Annotated in this window: 26 protein-coding genes; 19 read left to right on the top strand and 7 right to left on the bottom strand. The window is 40.1% G+C overall.

The window, feature by feature from the left end:
- Positions 1-741: 741 nt before the first annotated feature.
- Positions 742-2046 carry an AAA family ATPase gene (locus GJB62_RS33360; protein ID WP_114086174.1) on the top strand — a complete coding sequence of 435 codons (1305 nt, stop codon included), beginning with the start codon at positions 742-744 and terminating at the stop codon, positions 2044-2046.
- Positions 2039-2887 (top strand): DUF4435 domain-containing protein, encoded by an 849-nt coding sequence (locus tag GJB62_RS33355; protein ID WP_114086173.1) that lies wholly within the window; start codon positions 2039-2041, stop codon positions 2885-2887. Before GJB62_RS33360 ends, GJB62_RS33355 begins: the two co-directional genes overlap by 8 nt.
- Before the next feature lie 336 nt (positions 2888-3223).
- Here the strand turns inward: GJB62_RS33355 and GJB62_RS33350 are convergent, their stop codons facing one another.
- The gene (locus GJB62_RS33350; RefSeq protein WP_167756035.1) at positions 3224-3571 is read right to left on the bottom strand and encodes a hypothetical protein; all 348 of its coding nucleotides are present in this window, start codon (positions 3569-3571) and stop codon (positions 3224-3226) included.
- Between the two features lie 456 nt (positions 3572-4027).
- On the opposite strand from GJB62_RS33350, the gene GJB62_RS33345 reads away from it, so the two are divergent.
- On the top strand, positions 4028-4567 hold the full coding sequence (locus tag GJB62_RS33345) for a hypothetical protein (RefSeq protein WP_114086172.1): 540 nt from the start codon (positions 4028-4030) through the stop codon (positions 4565-4567).
- A 10-nt stretch (positions 4568-4577) separates the two neighbouring features.
- Here the strand turns inward: GJB62_RS33345 and GJB62_RS33340 are convergent, their stop codons facing one another.
- The 4 genes from GJB62_RS33340 to GJB62_RS33325 form a co-directional block, all read right to left on the bottom strand.
- Positions 4578-4799, bottom strand: coding sequence for a hypothetical protein (locus GJB62_RS33340; RefSeq protein WP_147262605.1), 222 nt, complete (start codon positions 4797-4799; stop codon positions 4578-4580).
- A 187-nt stretch (positions 4800-4986) separates the two neighbouring features.
- Entirely contained in the window at positions 4987-6255 is a 1269-nt protein-coding gene (locus GJB62_RS37220; RefSeq protein ID WP_181852960.1) for a hypothetical protein, read from the bottom strand.
- A gap of 90 nt (positions 6256-6345) precedes the next feature.
- Positions 6346-7935 carry a hypothetical protein gene (locus tag GJB62_RS33330; RefSeq protein ID WP_114086170.1) on the bottom strand — a complete coding sequence of 530 codons (1590 nt, stop codon included), beginning with the start codon at positions 7933-7935 and terminating at the stop codon, positions 6346-6348.
- A gap of 180 nt (positions 7936-8115) precedes the next feature.
- A complete protein-coding gene (locus GJB62_RS33325) occupies positions 8116-8484 on the bottom strand; it encodes a helix-turn-helix transcriptional regulator (protein ID WP_114086169.1) in 369 nt (122 codons plus the stop codon).
- Positions 8485-8688: 204 nt separating this feature from the next.
- Between GJB62_RS33325 and GJB62_RS33320 the strand changes: the two genes are divergently transcribed.
- From GJB62_RS33320 to GJB62_RS33250, 16 genes are all read left to right on the top strand, one after another.
- Positions 8689-9117, top strand: coding sequence for a hypothetical protein (locus GJB62_RS33320; RefSeq protein ID WP_159402659.1), 429 nt, complete (start codon positions 8689-8691; stop codon positions 9115-9117).
- Complete coding sequence (locus GJB62_RS33315) at positions 9039-9605, top strand: hypothetical protein (protein ID WP_114086168.1); 567 nt, start codon at positions 9039-9041, stop codon at positions 9603-9605. Before GJB62_RS33320 ends, GJB62_RS33315 begins: the two co-directional genes overlap by 79 nt.
- A 23-nt stretch (positions 9606-9628) precedes the next feature.
- Positions 9629-9889 (top strand): hypothetical protein, encoded by a 261-nt coding sequence (locus GJB62_RS33310; RefSeq protein WP_114086167.1) that lies wholly within the window; start codon positions 9629-9631, stop codon positions 9887-9889.
- A 3-nt stretch (positions 9890-9892) separates the two neighbouring features.
- The gene (locus tag GJB62_RS33305; RefSeq protein WP_181852959.1) at positions 9893-10312 is read left to right on the top strand and encodes a hypothetical protein; all 420 of its coding nucleotides are present in this window, start codon (positions 9893-9895) and stop codon (positions 10310-10312) included.
- A 93-nt stretch (positions 10313-10405) separates the two neighbouring features.
- Complete coding sequence (locus tag GJB62_RS33300; RefSeq protein ID WP_114086166.1) at positions 10406-10621, top strand: hypothetical protein; 216 nt, start codon at positions 10406-10408, stop codon at positions 10619-10621.
- 6 nt (positions 10622-10627) lie between these two features.
- Positions 10628-10846, top strand: a complete 219-nt coding sequence (locus GJB62_RS33295; RefSeq protein ID WP_114086165.1) for a hypothetical protein — start codon at positions 10628-10630, stop codon at positions 10844-10846.
- An 8-nt stretch (positions 10847-10854) separates the two neighbouring features.
- Positions 10855-11115 (top strand): hypothetical protein, encoded by a 261-nt coding sequence (locus tag GJB62_RS33290; RefSeq protein WP_114086164.1) that lies wholly within the window; start codon positions 10855-10857, stop codon positions 11113-11115.
- Positions 11116-11132: 17 nt separating this feature from the next.
- A complete protein-coding gene (locus GJB62_RS33285; RefSeq protein ID WP_114086163.1) occupies positions 11133-11915 on the top strand; it encodes an ERF family protein in 783 nt (260 codons plus the stop codon).
- A 20-nt stretch (positions 11916-11935) separates the two neighbouring features.
- Positions 11936-12283, top strand: coding sequence for a hypothetical protein (locus tag GJB62_RS33280; RefSeq protein ID WP_114086162.1), 348 nt, complete (start codon positions 11936-11938; stop codon positions 12281-12283).
- Positions 12228-12572 carry a hypothetical protein gene (locus tag GJB62_RS33275; RefSeq protein ID WP_114086161.1) on the top strand — a complete coding sequence of 115 codons (345 nt, stop codon included), beginning with the start codon at positions 12228-12230 and terminating at the stop codon, positions 12570-12572. Before GJB62_RS33280 ends, GJB62_RS33275 begins: the two co-directional genes overlap by 56 nt.
- A gap of 11 nt (positions 12573-12583) precedes the next feature.
- Positions 12584-12793, top strand: a complete 210-nt coding sequence (locus tag GJB62_RS33270; protein ID WP_114086160.1) for a hypothetical protein — start codon at positions 12584-12586, stop codon at positions 12791-12793.
- Between the two features lie 467 nt (positions 12794-13260).
- Positions 13261-13941: an RRXRR domain-containing protein gene (locus GJB62_RS37765; protein WP_245246283.1), complete on the top strand. Its 681-nt coding sequence runs from the start codon at positions 13261-13263 to the stop codon at positions 13939-13941.
- A 111-nt stretch (positions 13942-14052) separates the two neighbouring features.
- Positions 14053-14313, top strand: a complete 261-nt coding sequence (locus tag GJB62_RS37760) for a hypothetical protein (RefSeq protein WP_245246282.1) — start codon at positions 14053-14055, stop codon at positions 14311-14313.
- Between the two features lie 149 nt (positions 14314-14462).
- Positions 14463-15347, top strand: coding sequence for a 2-oxoglutarate and iron-dependent oxygenase domain-containing protein (locus GJB62_RS33260; protein ID WP_159402658.1), 885 nt, complete (start codon positions 14463-14465; stop codon positions 15345-15347).
- Positions 15348-15374: 27 nt separating this feature from the next.
- Positions 15375-16481: an FAD-binding oxidoreductase gene (locus GJB62_RS33255; protein ID WP_114080749.1), complete on the top strand. Its 1107-nt coding sequence runs from the start codon at positions 15375-15377 to the stop codon at positions 16479-16481.
- A 10-nt stretch (positions 16482-16491) separates the two neighbouring features.
- The gene (locus tag GJB62_RS33250; protein WP_147262449.1) at positions 16492-16875 is read left to right on the top strand and encodes a hypothetical protein; all 384 of its coding nucleotides are present in this window, start codon (positions 16492-16494) and stop codon (positions 16873-16875) included.
- Here GJB62_RS33250 and GJB62_RS33245 read toward each other — a convergent pair.
- Together GJB62_RS33245 and GJB62_RS33240 are read right to left on the bottom strand one after the other, a co-directional pair.
- Positions 16872-17246 carry a hypothetical protein gene (locus GJB62_RS33245; protein ID WP_114080738.1) on the bottom strand — a complete coding sequence of 125 codons (375 nt, stop codon included), beginning with the start codon at positions 17244-17246 and terminating at the stop codon, positions 16872-16874. The two genes, GJB62_RS33250 and GJB62_RS33245, sit on opposite strands and share 4 nt — an antisense overlap.
- A gap of 78 nt (positions 17247-17324) precedes the next feature.
- Complete coding sequence (locus GJB62_RS33240) at positions 17325-18548, bottom strand: RNA-guided endonuclease TnpB family protein (protein ID WP_114080739.1); 1224 nt, start codon at positions 18546-18548, stop codon at positions 17325-17327.
- Positions 18549-18581: the final 33 nt, after the last annotated feature.

Raw genomic sequence — 18581 nt, 5'->3', positions numbered from 1 at the left:
AAACTTAAGGTACTGGCTACAGATAAAGGTTACGATTCAAAGGAAAAACGTGCTATGCTACGTAAGCGAGGCATTCGACCCAAAATACCAAAACGGGTCTGGAAAACCAAAAAAAATAGAGGTAGACCTATTTAAATCTCTGTTCCCAGATATCAGCAAGAACGTTGTTTTGCTTGGTATCAACGTAAATATCGTAGCCTAGTTGTTCATTGGGAACGTAAAAAAGTATATTTTGATGCATTCATTGACCTTGATACTATTCATATCTGGATTCAAAGAATTTTATTAGTGGGATAGGTTCAATACAGATAGAATTGAGATTTGAGTAATAAGAGGAGTCAACACAGACCTTGCTTGTCAGGGTTTTACGACTACTATAATCATTAGTTTTTATTATAAATAATTACATTTAATTTAAATAAAGTAATCTAAGCCAGATGTGATTTTTGTTTGTAATCTGGGAATCATAAGTAAAGGATATCAGCAAGGATAATTTTCAAATTTTATTTAATTTCATTTAGTTATTGATATGTTTCATTTAACTAGTAATGTAGCTATCACGACAATATATATTATTAAGGATTAAACTATTTTGGAATAAATTAATAAGAATTTTATAGAATATTTAATCTGTATCGCTTAAAAACAAGAAATGTTAATTGTTCAGTAGGAAAATAAGTTTAATTTAGAAGGCTAGATATTATTTAGTAGTTTTATCGGAAAAACTTAATTTTTTTATTTATGATTATTAAAGATGTTGAAATTAAGGGATTTTGGGGACGCTCAAAAGCTTCTGCTTCTTTTTTTGAAGATGTAACGATATTTATTGGATTGAATGGAACAGGAAAAACTACATTTATTAGCTTAATCTCATCTGTTTTGAATGTAGATATAGTGCAATTAAGCTCTCTCCAATTTGAAGAAATAACAATAAATTTAGTTGATACAAGTAAAAAGTCTAAGAGAAAAATCACTGTAGTTAATAAGCAAGAATCATCTTCTAGTTTTAGTGTATATGACTATAAAGTAGGTACTAAAACTTATAGTGTATCTCTATCTCCAGATCCTCGTTTCAGAAGATCCATGAGTGATAAAGATACTCTTAGATTTATGCCACCTCATGCTCGACGTGATTATTTATTATTAAAAAATGAAATTTCTAGTTTAGTAGAGGTATCACAGATATCAGTCTATCGTCAAGTATTTGCTGAGAATATTGAGATAGATCCTCGCCAAAGAGTAACTGCTGTTGACGAACGATTACAACAATTATTTGAGAGATTTTCAAGGTACCAGCTGAAGCTAGAAACTCAATTAAATGAAAGATCTACATTATTTCAGCAAGAAGCTCTGGGTTCACTTTTATACAATGAAGAATTTGATGATTTTAGTTCTCAAAGACTAGATAATATATCAGAAATCGATCTGGAGACACAAGAAGATAAACTATCTAGAGCTTTCAAAGAGTTAGGGATTAAAGGAAAAAATGAACAAATTAGCAAACACATTAGTAAATTGAGAGATGCTCTTAAAGGCTTAAAAAATTCTAGAAAGGCAGAATCTATATCTGTTGATGATGTTTTTGCGCTCCCGCTTATATATCGTACTAATAAAATAATTGATTCATTAAATAGATCAGAAGAGGATAAAAGAAAGATAGTAGAACCTCGCCAAAAATTTTTTGATACTTTACGGATTTTTATGGCAAATAAAAAATTTCACTATGACAACAAAAGAGGAGTTTTACTATTTACGCTTGATAATATAAAAAATGATAGTTTTCCTTGGACTAGTCTTTCATCGGGCGAGAAACAACTACTTATCCAGTTTATGGAAGTAATTTTGCAGGAAGGTAGGAGTTTAATATTTATTGCAGATGAACCTGAATTATCTCTTCATGTTACTTGGCAAGAAAAATTATTAAAGGCACTTAGGAACATGAACGAGAACGCTCAGTTAATAGTTGCTACTCACTCTCCAGATATAGTAGCTGATTTTAGTGAAAATGTAATTAATATGGAAAAAGTTATATCTGCCAATGTTTAGTAGAACTTCTTCAGGTATTAGAAATACTCATTTATTTTATAGCGGTTTTTATCTTGTAATAGTAGAAGGAACAAGTGACTGTCCTTTCTGGGGCAAATTTTTTCCAAGCGAAATAAACGGTTATAAACTAAAGCTGAAGCCAGTTGGAGGAAAAGCTGAAGTTCAAAACTATATTAATGAAATCTTAACAAACGAATCTAAATTTGTAGTAGCATTGGACAGTGATTATCGTTATTTTTTAGGGCGTTTACATGAAAATCCAAGAATTATCGAAACTAAATATCATAGTATAGAGAACTTATTACTATGTTCATCTACTATTACATCTATTATTCGTAATTTATCTCATAACGTTGAATATGAAGATTCAACTGTCATCCAGTGGTTAGAGTACTTCGATCAAACTACTTATGGTTTAATGTTAGCTGATATTTTAATTGAAAAAAATAATCTTGGGAAACAATGTGTAGGAGACAACTGTTTTCCTTTTTTATTGAAAAAGCATAATCCGATTTTTGATATACTCAGAATTAGTGATTTTGTTACTACCCTTAATTTACCTCAAAACGAATTAAACGAAATAGACAGGATCATGAAAGAATACAAACCTCGTCAACATATTAGAGGACATTTCTTCTTTAGTGCTGTTTTATGTTTTATAAGTCATGAAGTCAAAAAAATTCGTAATAAATCGGTTTCTATATCAAACGATTCTTTTTATGCATTGTCAGTATCTCTATGTGAATGCTGCTTAGAAACAGATACTATATTTAAAAATATTCAAACGCAAGCCTTGTTAGCAGCTAAAGAAGTTACTGAGCTTCTATCTCAAGCTACATAAATCATTGCAGAAATAATGTTATGTAAATTAATTGTAAAGATTGTATTAAATTAAAATTTACACTAATATGATGCTTTCGCGCTGGAGTGTTATATATATTGATATTGATAGCACTCATCATTTATTTCACTTCATTGACAATTCATCTACCAAAATAATCTTCACTGTGAAAAATCCAGCACTGATTTTTTGATCATAATCTGCAAAGCAGAATCATCCCGGCTTTCTATCATAAGATCATCTCCAGGATTTTAGTATCATCTCTCTAGTATTTTGAGTTTCTGCACTGCCCTGGCTGTATCTTTGAAATTGCAGTGTTTGCCAGAAACTGTAACATCACTTCTGCACCGGATACCGCCGCATCATCTCGGCTAACATCACCGCCTCACCCTCCGGCGTATACACAACCTCACCCGACATTTCAATCACAACCCTCTGCCGTCTCGCCCACTCAAACCAATCCTCCACAGCAGATTTGGACTGTGTGGACTCCGTTTTTCTCTCCTCCTTACAAGCAACAACAAACACGGCTTCTGGTGAATTAACGCCAATCCTCGTTCGGAGTGCTTCTTTCAAATATGCAATTGCACCCGGCATATTCTCCCAGCACCGCTTGACTGTGCGTTGTATCTCAAAATTGACTCGAAACTGTGGGGTATAAGGAATATTCTTCAACTGCTGCAATACGTCTTATACTTCTTCGTGACTCGGCTGAATAGATTTTTTTACAGGCTCCTAAGCAGAGATTATAGGACAGGGGGAACGCGAAGATGCTTGGAAATTACTTCATGCGATTGCAACCAGTTCCTTTAAAAACTGTACAAAAATCTTTGGCTTCTCTGTTTTGTGACCTGGGCAGGCACAGACACTTTAGATTTCAGATAACCAGCGATGAACTCACCATACTGTCTTCGGATATCAACAGGGAGAAAATAAAATCCACGAGTTTTTCCTCGGCAATACGAGGAGCCACATAGACGAATGGCACGCTTGAAAACGTGAAATCTTTGCTAATACGCTTGTGTAGGGAAGTGATTACGCCTTTTTTAATGAAGAATTAACCAAAATTTACCAAGAATGTCTTTTGTTTATGTATATGTTTCTAAGTAGAGTTCCATAAATTCTTTACTATTGTTTCTCATGAAAATTCGTAAAACTTTGCTTGGATTAACAATTGGTCTACTTTCCACAGTCAGCATTTTGGATATCTGGAACATTCAAAAAGTAAAGGCTGACTCTGTAAGTGATACCAATTCTAAACAGGCAGTTTGCAGCAAATTTGTCGCTGGTACATACCTGACGACAATTAAAGATGTTAATGGAAAGTTTGCTTCACGCGCGCTGATCACTCTTACTGAAGAAGGCAACTTGATTACTAGTGACTCAAACCAAGGTGGTATTTCAGGTCAGTTTGATCCTTTTACTACTTCTCAGGGTACTTGGGCGTGTGATGGAAAGAAGGCGATTACAGGCCGGGCACTCAACTTTAGTCTCTCAAACAAGGGTGGTAGCGGTATTGCAAGAAATGATTATAGAGCTACTTTTAATCCGATAACTCAAACAGTAGAAGGGACAATTGAGCTTCGTCTGTTTAATAATCTACAAGGGAATCCACTACAAAATAATGGACAAAATGGAGGGTCATTCTTCTTTACAGGTCAGCTTGTCACCGCTAGATAGTTGCAGTTCATTAATCCAATAAGGATAAGGGCGGCATTGTCGATGCTGTCCCCGCATTTCTCACAAGCTTGAGGTCAGAGATGCAGAGGGGCAGAGGGGAAAGAACTTGGTATTTGAACTCTCCTCTGCTCCTCTGCTCCCCTGCACAAGCGCAGGCTTTGAGAGGTGTGGTGAGAAATCCGGGTGTCGCCTGTTGGGGCGTGGATGTCGGGAAATGGACTTTCTTCGACATTTCTGCAAAGGCTGAACATACAAAGATTTGAGACCTAAAGCAACGGGCCTTCAAAGTGCTTCGGCTTCAAGAAGCGCAGACATCACACTTATTGCTAAACGGGACTTGATTTAACCCTTTTCCAAGTTCAGAGTGCTTTTTTGAGATAGTCGATCGCCAATTTGTGCTGTCACTCTGTACAATCACGCTACTCCTCCCAATCCACCAACACCCCATCAACAATCGCAATTCCCCACTGTGGAAACTTCATCAGCAATTTCTTGCTCCCGTGCTGCAAAGCCGGATCATCCCAACACTCCTGCAAAAAGTCAAACCCCGGATTCTCCCCCGAATTCGCCGCAAGTTTAAGTTTCTGCATACGCTCCGGCCGTACATTAGACCTCGCTACAATCGCCTCATGTGACCATTTTTCAGCACTGGGGACAGGCGCGGTGGAACTTTTATCCTCATTCACCGCTTTCGTTTCTCCACCCGAAACCGAATTTTCAACTAACAACGAAGTGGAATTACCCTGTTCTACCTGCCCATGAGTTTGATTAGCGATGGCTACGCCCGCCGCAGGCATCGCAGAATTTAAAGATTTTTCATTTTGGGCAACGGGCGCAGCGGAACAAGCACCTTCATGAGAGACTGCCACCTCAACACCACAATTCTGGTTTTCAGCCAACAACGAAGCAGATTCCCCCTGTACAGCTTCCACAAGCGCCAGCGTCGTGCAGTCCATTGCCACAGGCAATTCTTCAAGTTCTAACGCGCTTTCGATATGTGAAGGCGAAGCGCCCCTCAAGGGCGCATGAGCCGTTTCTTCAACACGCGGATTTTCAGTTGGCGCGTCAGAACCAACTACCATACCAACAACCTTAGTTGGTTGTTGGTAGGTAGTTAACGGGTTGTTAGAAACGTTGTTAGATTTTTGGAACCCTTGCAAATCCTCACTTTTTTGACCATTCTTTTGGAATGATTCCAAATCAGCGTGGATTTGTTCCACTTTGGAGTGGTTTTGATTCGCTTCGGGCTGGTTTACTTTCTCTTCGGCGTGGACGGCTTTCTCGTCACAAGAATTGGTTTCTTCAGACGTGAACGATTCCCAGTAAAAGCGATTGTAATAACCGTGCAAGTTGCGGACACGGTAGCTAATCAACCCAGGTCTACCAGAGGGTAAACGGCCAAACACTTCCTCAAACTGAAACAATCCTTGGGCAGTCAGCGCCGCCCCTGCTTTTTGCAAAGATTTGTAGGTGAGGCTAGTATCGAGTTTATGAGCAGAACCCCCGAATTGTTCAGCCGCCACGCTATCTAACCAAAGCTGCTGCACAGATGGAGGTTGTTGACGAACCCAGTTAATATCCTCAATTGATACTTTGCAATGTGGTCTAATCGATTTATCTGCATCAGCAAGTTTACGATCGCTTCGCTGTTTGCTACCACCATTGATTGCTTTTAATGCTGTAGTCATATTTCCTCCCTAAATTTGCATGACAATATGAACGGCATGGTTGCAATGCCGCGTTTAAGTTTTTTGGCTATTCTCTTAGCGATTTTTTATCTACTGGTTTTCGCCCTGCCAGAATCGCAATTCATCTCGGAAATACCTGTCAGTCTTTTTTGATTGCTCCTTCCAACAATCCCAAGCCACCACCAACTCTTCGCCTAAATCTTGCACCACCTCACCCCTCTCAACATACAAAGTGCGGTAGGGGTCAGCATGGGCAACTATAGAACCGAGTCCGATTGTGTCCGGTTGAGAGGATGCTTTCTGGAGTACAGTAATTAACTCTGTTTCCTCACTGGTCAATTCCGCCCAATAGTCTTGTTTGATTACCTCATACTCTTGGGCAACATTCAAAAACTCCTGCCAAGTACACCCAGGCAGTGAAAGCACCCGTCGAATATCACTAACCGCCTGTGGTAACATTTCCAATTGTTCGGCTCGATATGCGATCGCGGATTGTGTCGGCTCACTTCCCAGAATGATTGCCGCAGCTTCAAGCGCCTGGGTGTTATTCATTGCACTGGCAAGATTCTTCAAAGCCATGCCCATGAGTCGCAGACATTCCTGAGCATTTTCCTTGGGGGGTTCTTGGGCCAGCGATCGCAGATCAATAGTTTCTTCCAGGGCTTGCTTCACCTGCTTGTTCAACGCTTTGGTCGCCTGTTGCGTCATGGTATTTCCCCACTGTTGCAAAGGACGTTCTTCTACAGCGCGTTCCAATTCCTGAATGCGTTGCTGAAGTCGCTGATTCTCAATCTCCAGTTTTCTTAACCCCTCCATCTCATCCAGCCGTTCCTGCAACCGGATGTTTTGCTCTTTCTGCTGCTTGTACAGGCTTTGCAGAGATTGGATTTGCTCTTGCACCTGGGTTTCGGCTCTAGCATTAACTTCTGCTTGTAGCCCAATTCTCAATTCCTGCTCTAGGCTCTCTAACTCCTGTTGATGCTGTTCTTTGATTTGGGCGATCGCTTCAGAATACTCTTTGGGGTATCTACGCTGACTCGATTCGGACACAATTGCGTCATTTAAATCAGCCAAATCAGCATTGTTTACCAGCAGCCTCTCGCCATCGCTGAAGGTGACAATCTGCTGATAGTTATTGGGTGCGTCGGCTTTAATCACTCCCTCTTCGCCATAACGGGTATGTGATTGTGATGATACCCTGACCGATTTACACAATTGCGTTTGACTTTTTTCGTTTTTTGTGATTCGTTTAGTTCTTGGCGCAACTTGCTGCACTGCTTTGGCGAAGTCTGCGGCAGTGGGGAAGGGTTTTTCTTGGACTGCGATCGCAACAGCTTGCTCTAACTTATCGGGAGTTTTGACCAGTCGGAGCAAGGAGCGAGTTTGAGAGGGTTTGGTAATATGCGGCCTCAGTTCTTCTGGTAAGGTATCAACTACTTGCTTGGCCGCAAATAGATCCTTGACTCGGCGATATCCCCCGTGTTTGGTCAACTCACTTTCGCAATAAGCTTCAAAGCTCTTGTGTCCACCATCTTGGTAATAGCCTTTGTCTCGCATCAGTCGCAGTTCTTCTACCGCCTGCCACTCGAACCTATCGATGGCGGTGAAGGTTTCCTGAATGCTGGTGTTGACAACACTGTAATCAAGTGCTGTTGTTTGTTCTCTGTCTAGTGTCAGCATATTTATTGCCCACTATGGTAAATGCTTAAAAATTGAGGTGTTGCAGTTTAACCAAAGTGAACAAGAGCAGCTGATTTGGGGGATTTTTCCAAAAATGTGTCAGCATTATAGTTAGCTCACTTTGTCGTTAACGGATTGAGCAGGCGATCGCATAGCTTTGGTCGGCAGCGGTCGCTTTTACTAGGCAGCAGTTGATAACGAAGTATTTTCTATTTCAGTTTTAGAACTCGTTATACGAGATTTTTTTTGCTGGGTTGGTGCTTTGGCTCCTTTGATTTCATAATTCTCATCAACAACTGGGTTTGGCCCTCTGGCGTAGCTAATTAAGTCAGAAGGGGTAATCTCTCCTTCCAAGTCTTGTGCCAGTCTATTTAAGCATTCACAAAGATTGTTTAAAATCTCACCATCCAACCGTGGCATAGTTCTAGCGTTTCGTAAGTTCGATACGGAGTTAGCGCTAACCCCCATTTCTGCGGCAAGGTCACGGGCTTTAATGTTATGCCTTGCCATTACTTCTTTTAACTTCCACTTAATCAAGGCTTGATTCATAATTCTACACCTTAAGCTTACTTCTATCCTTACCTTACCACAAATAATCAAGCTTAGTACTATATAAATCAAGAAATAAGCCTTATAAATACAAGTTTAGCCTTGACAAATCCAGCTTTAGGCTTTATATTATTGATCATAAGGGGCAAGGGAAAGCAAACTGCCTGCACCCGGACGCAATAAAAGGTTTGCACTATCTGAACTTTGACAGCAATCCAGAGTGACGGTTTGATGAGTAGTCGAGGCACTGGCACAACCAGAGAAGGCGAGGGGTACACAGCCGGAAATGGATTTGCACTGAATAAGAAATTACCAGCAGGACGACGGACGGCAGTTAAAGCCTTTGAAGCTAAACGTCGCCTGATACGCTGTATCTCCTGTTTTGGTAATACTCAAGTGCCACTGGCTTTGAGTCACGAATATATGGCTACGCCAAATCTTTTTGAGAGCGTTGTGCCAAACTACAACGTTGTTTGCACACATAACAAAAGCGACCGCTACTGTCTGGTAAACCGAGCGATCGCCTTTTATCCAACTGAATGGAGATCAATATTATGCCTTATACAACACATACACAGCAAGCAATTCCTAGTTCTTCTGTTGATGAGCAAGCCCTCGCCCAAGGAGAACTGAACAACTATATCGAATCCCAAGCCGAAGCTGTAGCCCCAACCCAAGACCCCCTGACTGCTCGTGACCGCCGCATCATTGGCGAGATTATCGAAGTCCAACCCGAATCAGTTCGTACTATCTGGATCGAAGGCGGAATCACAGTATGGGTGCATTTGGTGGAAGGGGGACGGCTGCCATTTGATAGGGACTGGTTCGCTACAAGAGTTGCAGAGGTGAAAGCGACTCTACCAGAAACACCACTAGAACGGAACGAACGATTGAGCGATGAACTAGAAAAAGCCTGCACTGTTTTTGGTCTGTATCACGGCGAAGTTAATTGGTTAAGTTTCAGCACCAAACTCTACCAAGACGGGCGTTTTGTCGGCTTCGTCGGGTGCAATCAAGAATGTTGGTACGCAAGACCAAGACAGTACGGACTCAATCGTGTGGCTGCTAGTGCAGAACTTGTGATTGGGCTGCTGGGAGTCCGAGTGGCAGTAGCGGCGTAAGTTGCTGAAGTGAGAAAGGGCGATTGCTTCCCCAAGACAAATGCAATCGCCTCCAAAGCTCAATCGCTGCTTTAGAAATAATAATCATCACACAAAGTACAGCAAGTAACCTCTTGCTTCAAGTAGGTGACTATCAAGAGAGAATTCTCCTACCTCCGACAGATGCGAATGCAGAGGTCATGGAAATCCCTAGTACTGCAAGTGAGAAAGGCGATCGCATACCAAGAGAAATGCAATCGCCGTTCAACCGAAATTTAGACAATCGAAATCATCATGGCACATGAAATATGATTAGCCCATTTTCTCTTCAGGCAGCCCAGTTGGATGAATCCCCAGAGAAAATACTCCTTCCTCCAACCGACCCCAATGCAGAGATACAAGAAATTCCTCCCTACAAACTCGTATACGTAAATGGAGCTTGCCCCAGAACTTATCGAGTGTATAAGGGTGATTCCATGATTGGGGTGATATTCCAGTACATTACGCACTGGTCTAACGGAGTGGATTCTCTTCGATACGCCGAGCCGGTTGATGCAGTAGTTGGACTAGACCAATTTATGAAGGTGGCAAGGGTATCAACAACGGCTACAGAACAACCACTCACAGAAGAGGAATTGCTAGATAAACAATTTGATTCGCTGACGAATGACGAGTGGGAGCGACTAAAAAGATACGTTCCAAAAACTAAAGATTTGGTTGCAGCATAAGAAAACGGGTGGGCAGGACAGACCCACCTGTGTGGCAAGGAGCAAACTTAAATTTTATCCAAATAGGAACACCACAACTCATTGAATAAACCAATGGAACCGATAGAAATCCTACAAGAATTTAACTCGTGCTACATAAAGATTCAGGCGATCGCTCAAAACGAAAATTGGCTCAAGTTGATTGCTGATAAGAAGATTGACCCAGAAGTAGCAACTCATGTGGGCGATACATTGCATTATTTGGGTGAGGCAATGGGTTGTGTAGAAGAAGTCATTGAAATCAAGTTTAATCAGGAGGCAGAATCATGAAACTCTATGCAACCAGTATTCCTCAACATGAAGCCAAGTTGGGCAAGTATTGTATCGAATAAAGCAGGTCTAATTGAGGTTGAAATCAATGATGAAGACCCTGGCTTTCATTCAATAATTGAGGAATTATCTACTGAAATTCAACCAGGAGTTATTGGTGTAAAAGCTAGCGATTTATGTACAAGACTTAGCATTGAGATGATTGATACTAGCGAAGAAAATTGATAACCAAAATGAAATTTACAACTGTCTCTGTTAGTTACTCTAGAAAATTTAATCTCGGCGACTATGAATCTCTAGAACTGGGTTGTTCTTTATGGGCGCAAGTTGAGGATGGGGAAGACGCAGATGGAGTGACACAATTTCTCTATCTGCAAGCAAAAACTTCAGTAAAACAAGCGGCAATGCCTGTGCTAAAAGCCTCAGAGTTTCAGATAGCTAAGGCTAAATCTAGCAAAAAAGTGTCTGGCGATATCAATGAAAACTATTGGTAGAGTGAGAGGACTAGACAATGCAAGAACTAATCAAAGCTTTAATCAAAGCAAAGGCAGAGTTTAATCCGATTCAAAAAGATGGTACTAATCCTCACTACAAGCGCAATTATGCAACACTAGATGCTGTATTGGATGCTGTCACTCCTGCGCTTGGTAAACATGGATTAGTAATAATTCAAACCACCGAAATATTTGAAGGTAAAACCGTACTGCGGACTCATATTTTCCATGAATCTGGAGAGAATATTACCAGCACTTATCCTCTACCCGAAATTAGTGATTCTCAGAAGTTTGGTGCAGCATTAACTTATGCACGACGATATGCAGTTTGTGCAATTTTATCGGTGACTGCTGATGAAGATAATGATGCTGAAGGTGCAACTACTCCTCAAAAGCCTGAACAGCCACAGAATAACATTAGACCCCGCAAAGATAATCAACAGTATAGAGTCCAGCAACCAAAACAAGCTGTAACTGCACCATCAATCAACCCAAAAGATTTGCGAGTCAAAGAAGTTCGTACACTTTTAAATTATCCACTTGATTTAGTCAAAGAGTGGCTGCATTCCCGAAATGTTACAAGTCCAAGTGAGCTTGATTCTATTCAGATTGACGAATTAGTGAAGACTATGTGTTTGGCTTGGGCTGGTAATAAGTTTGGACATCTGAATCATGCTGCTAACTCTTATCAGAAACACGTAATCGATGCTGCATTACGAGGTGTTTCTGAAATGGAAGCAATTCAAGCATGGATGGAAGGAGCGCTTGCACAATTACCTGAACTTAGCGCAAATAATTAATTTCAAACTAGGAGGTAGTTATGGAAGAAATGGTTGATTTGGCAGAAAATATGGGATTAAAATCAGAACATTTAGAGAGTGCCAATTGCCAACATTATCAGCAGATAGGTGATTTAAAAAGGCTACTGCAACTTAGAGATATATTCCATTCTAAGTATCAGAAAGCATCGGCAGCTAAAACTATTAGACAAATGGGTGAGCAAGGCTATTTCAAATACTTAAATGCTTTACAAAGAGTCAATGTTCTAATAGCAGATAGGTTAAAAATAAATATTGTTTTAGTTGATGTTGTTGTTTGGGAAATAAAAAATAATGAGAATATCCTTGCTAACTCAACAATCATCGATACCTTCAAACAGTCGAACTAGATTAGTTCGCCGCCGTACTCGAAAGAGATTCAATCCCAGGATTTTTCTTGATCGCACCATAGAAACAACTGCAATTGTATCCCTACTTTTTACCGGATTTGCAGGAGTAGGAGCAATGGCTTGTTGGGGAATGGAGATTATTGAGTCCAATGCTAATCCCAACATCATCATCTCTGGTTGGGAGCAACATAAAAATATCTACCTGGGTGCAATGTTAGTTTGTTTTTCAGGCTTCTTGGGCAGTGCTTTGATTGGAGCGAGTTTCAGTATTCAACGGGACAAATTTTAGGAGGAACAACGATGGAAATCAAATTAACCACAGCAGAGATTCGGACTATTTTACAAGGATGTCAATATACGTTGCGGCTTGTGGGGAGTAGTAAGGATTATCGCAGGCTTCAATCGTCCGAGTACTTTTCTACATCAAATGGTGTGGTGTTAAACGATGCTTTCAATATTTTGGGAGAAGTAGTAGAGGCAATTGGTGAGGTGGAGCAATTTTCTCAATAAAAAGAATCAGGTCAAGGAGCAAGAAATTAAGTAAGAATTCAGGTCTGGGGGTATTGACAAGTGCAACATCTTTACAGGAGTATCAACCTGAGTTCTTACAACTTGTTAACTATTAATACAATATCGTCAACTACCTACACTGCCCTACGGGACATTGTAGGCTTGCGGAAAACCTAGCTTGCTAGGCTTACGGTACGTAACTAAGAGTTGGTTAGGGCATCGAGTTTTAGTAGGGCTAAACGTACAAATGTTTCCCTAGTTTGTACCTCTTTATGGTTTAGTCGTGAATAAAAGATACGCCTACTAAAATGCCCGAAGGGACAGGGTTTTACCCTAAATACAAGTTAGTAATAATTTGGGTTATCCCCATGAATCAAAATAATCAAGTGACACGAATTCCAGTAATATCCCCAAAAGGAATTGCACTTATGCCAACCACACCAGCACGGGCTAGGAAGTGAATAAAATTGTGTAAAGCTGTTGGTAAGCGCAACAAAGTGGGTGTTTTTTACGTCCAAATATTGCGTGAATCATCTGGAGCCGAGACACAAGAAATCGTAGTTGGTACAGATAGGGGTAAAGCATTTACTGGTATTGCTTTTCAGTCAAAATTAGCAACAATTGTTTTATTCCATGCTTGTCTTCCTGGTTTTTATAAGTCTAAAAAGACGATGAAAGATAGGCAGTCTGTGACAGGAAAAATGTCCAAGCGTACCGAACTACGTCGTACTCGTAGAGGGCAGCGTATTAATCATAAAGTTGCTTTTAAATTACGCAATCACCGAGAAAAAAGATTTAGTAATCGTCGCCAAAACAAGCTGCCACCTAGCATCAAAGCTAACCGAGAAATGGAATTAAGAATATTGTCAGAAATGTCTAAAATAATTCCTATCTCCGAGGTTAGGGACGAGTCGTGTGGTGGTGATTCCAAACGGAATGGATTTGGGATATCTCCTGTAACAGTTGGTCAAGAATGGTTTAGAACGGAAGCATCCAAGCTTGCTCCAATCAAAGAAATAGATTCTTTAGATACTGGAAAATACCGCACTCAGCTAGGGCTTGTTAAAGACAAGAAAGATAAATCAAAACAGACCCCCGAAACCCACGCTAACGATGCAATAACATTAGCATCTACCGCATTTATTTAATACAAAGCTTTTCATACTCAAAAAAATCACGGACATCATTGGGTTGGAGAATGTGTTGTAACTCTATCACCATTCATTGTAATTACTCGTCCTAAATTATTTAGGAGAAAATTGCATCAAGAAAACTACTCGAAGGGTGGAATTTTAAAGCGGCAAGGTGGAACAATAACACCATTTGGCTTTCGGTCAGGTGACTATGTTCAGACCTCTCGTAATAAAGAATTAATACGCGGTTGGGTTGGCGGATTTACTAATTCTGGAAAAACAAAAAATATTTCCATCTACGACCACAACTGGTCACGAATTGGTCAATTTAATCCCAACAATGCCAAGTTAATAAAACGGAGTACGAGATTATGTGTTTTTGCATAAACTATTGTTGGATTTGTTGCTATCCTCCTCCCTTTTTTCGCCGTGCAAAAAGTTGGTCAAAGGATGGAACAAATCCAACCAGCAACTCCTCCCGACACCAAATCAGATATTATGGTGTGGGACTCCTTGCTGGTTTAGTTGAATAATCAATGGTCACAATTCCAATAATTGATTTAAGTGCTTTCACTCGTAGCAATGCAACAAATCGGCAAGCTGTCGTGAAACAAATTTATCAAGCTTGCCATGAAATCGGTTTCATCTACTTGCAAAATTCGGGAATCTCAAAAGACTTAATAGAGCAAGTGTTCAGCTACAATCAATCTTTTTTTAAACAACCTTTAGAAGTTAAGCAAAAGCTTGCTTGGAGTGATGAATTTTGTAATACAGGATATGTTGCTCTTGAAAGAGAACGTCTTGACCCTAATAAACCAGGTGACTTAAAAGAGGCGTTTAATGTCAACAAGGAGGGTACTGTTAGGATGGATGCTTCTATTGTTGCTTTCTATGAAAGTTGCACAAAACTAGCTAACACAATATTGCAAATCTTTGCTTTGGCATTGGAATTGCCTGAAGATTTTTTGACGACAAAGCACAATCAATACAATCATACTTTGCGCTTGCTCCACTATCCCCCATTGCAGACACCACCTAAACCCGGACAAGTCCGTGCTGGGGAACACTCTGATTATGGCAGCATTACTTTACTTTTCCAAGATGAAGTTAGTGGGCTGGAAGTAAGAACAACAGCAGGAGAATGGATTGAGGCGGCTGCAATTCCTGATACTGTTATAGTTAATACTGGTGATTTAATGCAGAGGTGGACAAATCATGTGTTTTGTTCAACTCACCATCGGGTGATGATTCCTAATGACGACAGGGTAAACCAGTCTCGGTATTCTATTGCTTTTTTCTGTCATCCTAATGATGATGTAGAGATTGCTTGTTTACAAAGTTGCCAAAAAGGAAAATCCCCTATTTATCCGCCTATTTTAGCAAGAGAATATCTTTTACAACGGTTACAAGCAACATATTAGATGGTTGTTGCTGAGTGGAAATTCAAGATGAAAACTTACGACTGGATTGTAGTTGGTGGTGGGATTACGGGTGCTGCACTTGCTTATGAATTAGGAAAAGCAGGCTTTGGCGTACTTCTGGTGGAAGAATATGAAATACCACAGAATGCAACTCGTTATAGTTATGGTGGGCTTGCGTATTGGTCGGGTACTACAGCATTTACTCGCCAATTGTGCAAAGAAGCAAGCGCTCGCTATCGTATCTTATCTCTTGAGTTAGACGCTGATATCGAGTTTCGGGAATTAGATTTATTACTGACTATTCCAGTTTCTAGTGACCCAGAAGCGATCGCTGCATCCTATAACAATTGTGCCGATGTACCACATTTACTTAGCCCAGAAGCAGCGATTGAACTGGAACCACTCCTAAATCAACAGGCGATATCTGGTGCTTTAACTGTTAAACACGGTCATATTCATCCACAAAAAACAGCACAAGCTTACATTCAAGCTTTTTTGCGTAGTGGGGGTGAAGTACAAATTACCCAAGTATTGCAAATATTAGAAAGTGGCGTAAAAACCACTACTGCAACTTACCACAGTGCAAATGTTGTCATTTGTGCAGGTGGACTTAGCCGCCAACTATTAAAGGCATCTGGTATTTCCACTAAAATATATTTTACCCACGCAGAAATAATTGAAACTACACCAGTTGATGTCAAGTTAAGCACCTTAGTGATGCCAGCAAATGTGCAACGATTTCAATTAGAAGCCCAATCTGCTCAAGTCGATGAAGCTTGGGATCAGCCAGGTAATGAACCAGTACCAGCGATTTTAGATGCTGGCGCAATTCAATTTCAAGATGGCACTTTACGCTTGGGTCAAATTAGTCGCATTCTCACAGATCCTCATGCCAAGGTAAATTCACAAGCAAGTGAAAAATGGTTGCGAGAAAGTGTCGGAGAAGTGTTACCAACTTTGAAGAATTTACCAGGAATTTGGCATCATTGCTTAGTGGCATTTAGTGGGAATCAATTTCCTATAATTGGTGCTGTTCCAGGATTAGACAATGTTTATGTGTTTAGTGGATTAAGCAATCCGCTAGTAATGGTACCACCCTTAGCAGAACGCTTTGCTAATACCAATTCTCTATGAGTATAAGCCGATGTCAAAACTGAATTACTTAAATATTTGTGCCGGAGGAATGGGAATAACAACAGTACTGTTGGGAGGCACAATTGTATTCAAAGGGCTAACTAGCGGGGCAAGCGCAAGAAGTGTATTTGCAGGAACGTGTTTATTGTTAGGTGGTTCTTGTTTTGCTGTCAAGAGTCTGCATGAAATTCAAGTCGAGTCAGAGATTGACAAAATATTAATTGAAAGACGCAATGCAATACCCACAAATTGTAGAGGATGCCGGAACTTTCATGGTGTTAAATACGAAGGAGTAATGCTGGTTTGTGCAATACATCCTAGTGGGGTAGAGGGTGATACTTGCTCGGATCACGAGAAGTTCCCCAGCGCCAAGAAACTAACGGAGTTAGATTAAGCACTCAGTGATTCTGGTTCAGTACCAGATATTTCCAAAACCCGACGTAACCAATATGAAGTTTCAAGAGATGCAGATTGCTTTTGTTCGGCATCCGACCAAATGTTTTCCCAGTCAAACAGCCAATTAGTCAGCAAACGAACTAAGTCAACTAACTCACAAGCTCGGTCAATGTCGTCTGCTTTTACCATGTCAGGTACAGTCCACTCAATAAAGTACCGACTTTCTTTTACCAAAGGCAGCATCAAATCCCTTGATGAGTCTCCAACCCACATAGACTGGATTTGCGATAGATGATTTGCCAAGTGATGCAACCGAGTAGTCACATCATCTTGTGTAAAATTTTTCTGCTCTGGTGTCATTTGGATCATAAGTTTCCCAAGAACTCGATAAGAAGTTGAGCAACCGCTCGTAGGAATCTGGACAAAGCTACTCAAAAGTAGATAAATCTAGACAAATACGTTTGTAATCTTAGTCCAAAGTCCTAAAACTACAGGCACAAACGGCAGTGCCTCTATTCCCTCAAAAACATTGGGAATTACTTTTCTAGCTATATTCATGCTTCCATTGGTATCGGCATTAATGATTCTGCCAGTGTTCGTTTTGTATAGACCACGCTTAACACGTTTACCACTAAATACAGGTTTTATATCTGACTTAGCTTTGTAAACAGGCAACTTATCACCATCTAAAGCACTAGCTTTTGACGTGTAACTTTCTTCAGTTACAATTACTCCAATTCCCGCTAATTGTGCTTTGTAAGTCAACAGATTAATCAATTTTGAGTGTGGAATCTTGGTAAATTCTTGATTATTCTTTTTACCAATATTTATATCTTGCTTCCATCCTTGATTATTGCCAATAACTAATTGACCTATATCATTCAATTGACACCAGTCAATAACTCTACGGCTAACAGTATGGAGGTAGTTATCAATCCTTCTATCACGCTTGCTATTTAACAGTTTAATCTGCCTCCAAGCTTCAATTGATTGTGATGCAGCCATTCTTTTATTGAAGAATTGGTTAATACTTTTCAAAGGTCTACCATTAATCAAAAGCGGTCTAATACCGGAATGATTGGATGTTATAGCCATTAAATTGTTTAAACCAAGGTCTACGCCAGCAATATATTTACCTGTAGACTTAGCAGGTTCATCTACCGTGTAAACCACCTCAATAACATAGTGGTCAAGCTTAGGAATAATCCGTACTTGGCCTATATTTTTACCTGGGCTAGGAAACTCGATTTTAGTCTGAGAAAGCTTAACAATTCCTTTTAATAGAAATGGTTTCGATATTGCATCTATCGGATAAATAACAACGTTTCTACCGCATTCCTTATGCTTGTATCTAGGCATTTTTGGTTTCCCTAAATACTTTTCGGGATGCTTTGACCAATCTTTTAACGCCGCTAACCAACCTTTCCAAGCCTCCGAAACTCTACGTACAATCTGCTTACTAACTTTAGTTGGAAGATAACGATAAGCTTCTAGATTCTTAGTTTGATGGTAGATATCAATTGAGTTGTAATATTTATTAGTTTCAAAAAAATATTGACGCTGGACATAGTTAGCAGAATTATAAAGATGCTTAGATTGCAACGCTAAATGGTCGCACTCTTTCCAAAACTTATGCTGTTGGCTAATTATGTGCTTCTCAACTAATTGCATTTGATTCGACCTATCAAATGTCCTAACTATATT

This window comes from Nostoc sp. ATCC 53789, assembly GCF_009873495.1.
GTDB lineage: Bacteria > Cyanobacteriota > Cyanobacteriia > Cyanobacteriales > Nostocaceae > Nostoc > Nostoc muscorum_A.
Note: the sequence above shows the minus strand (reverse complement) of the source record. Positions and strands in the feature narration are given on the sequence as shown.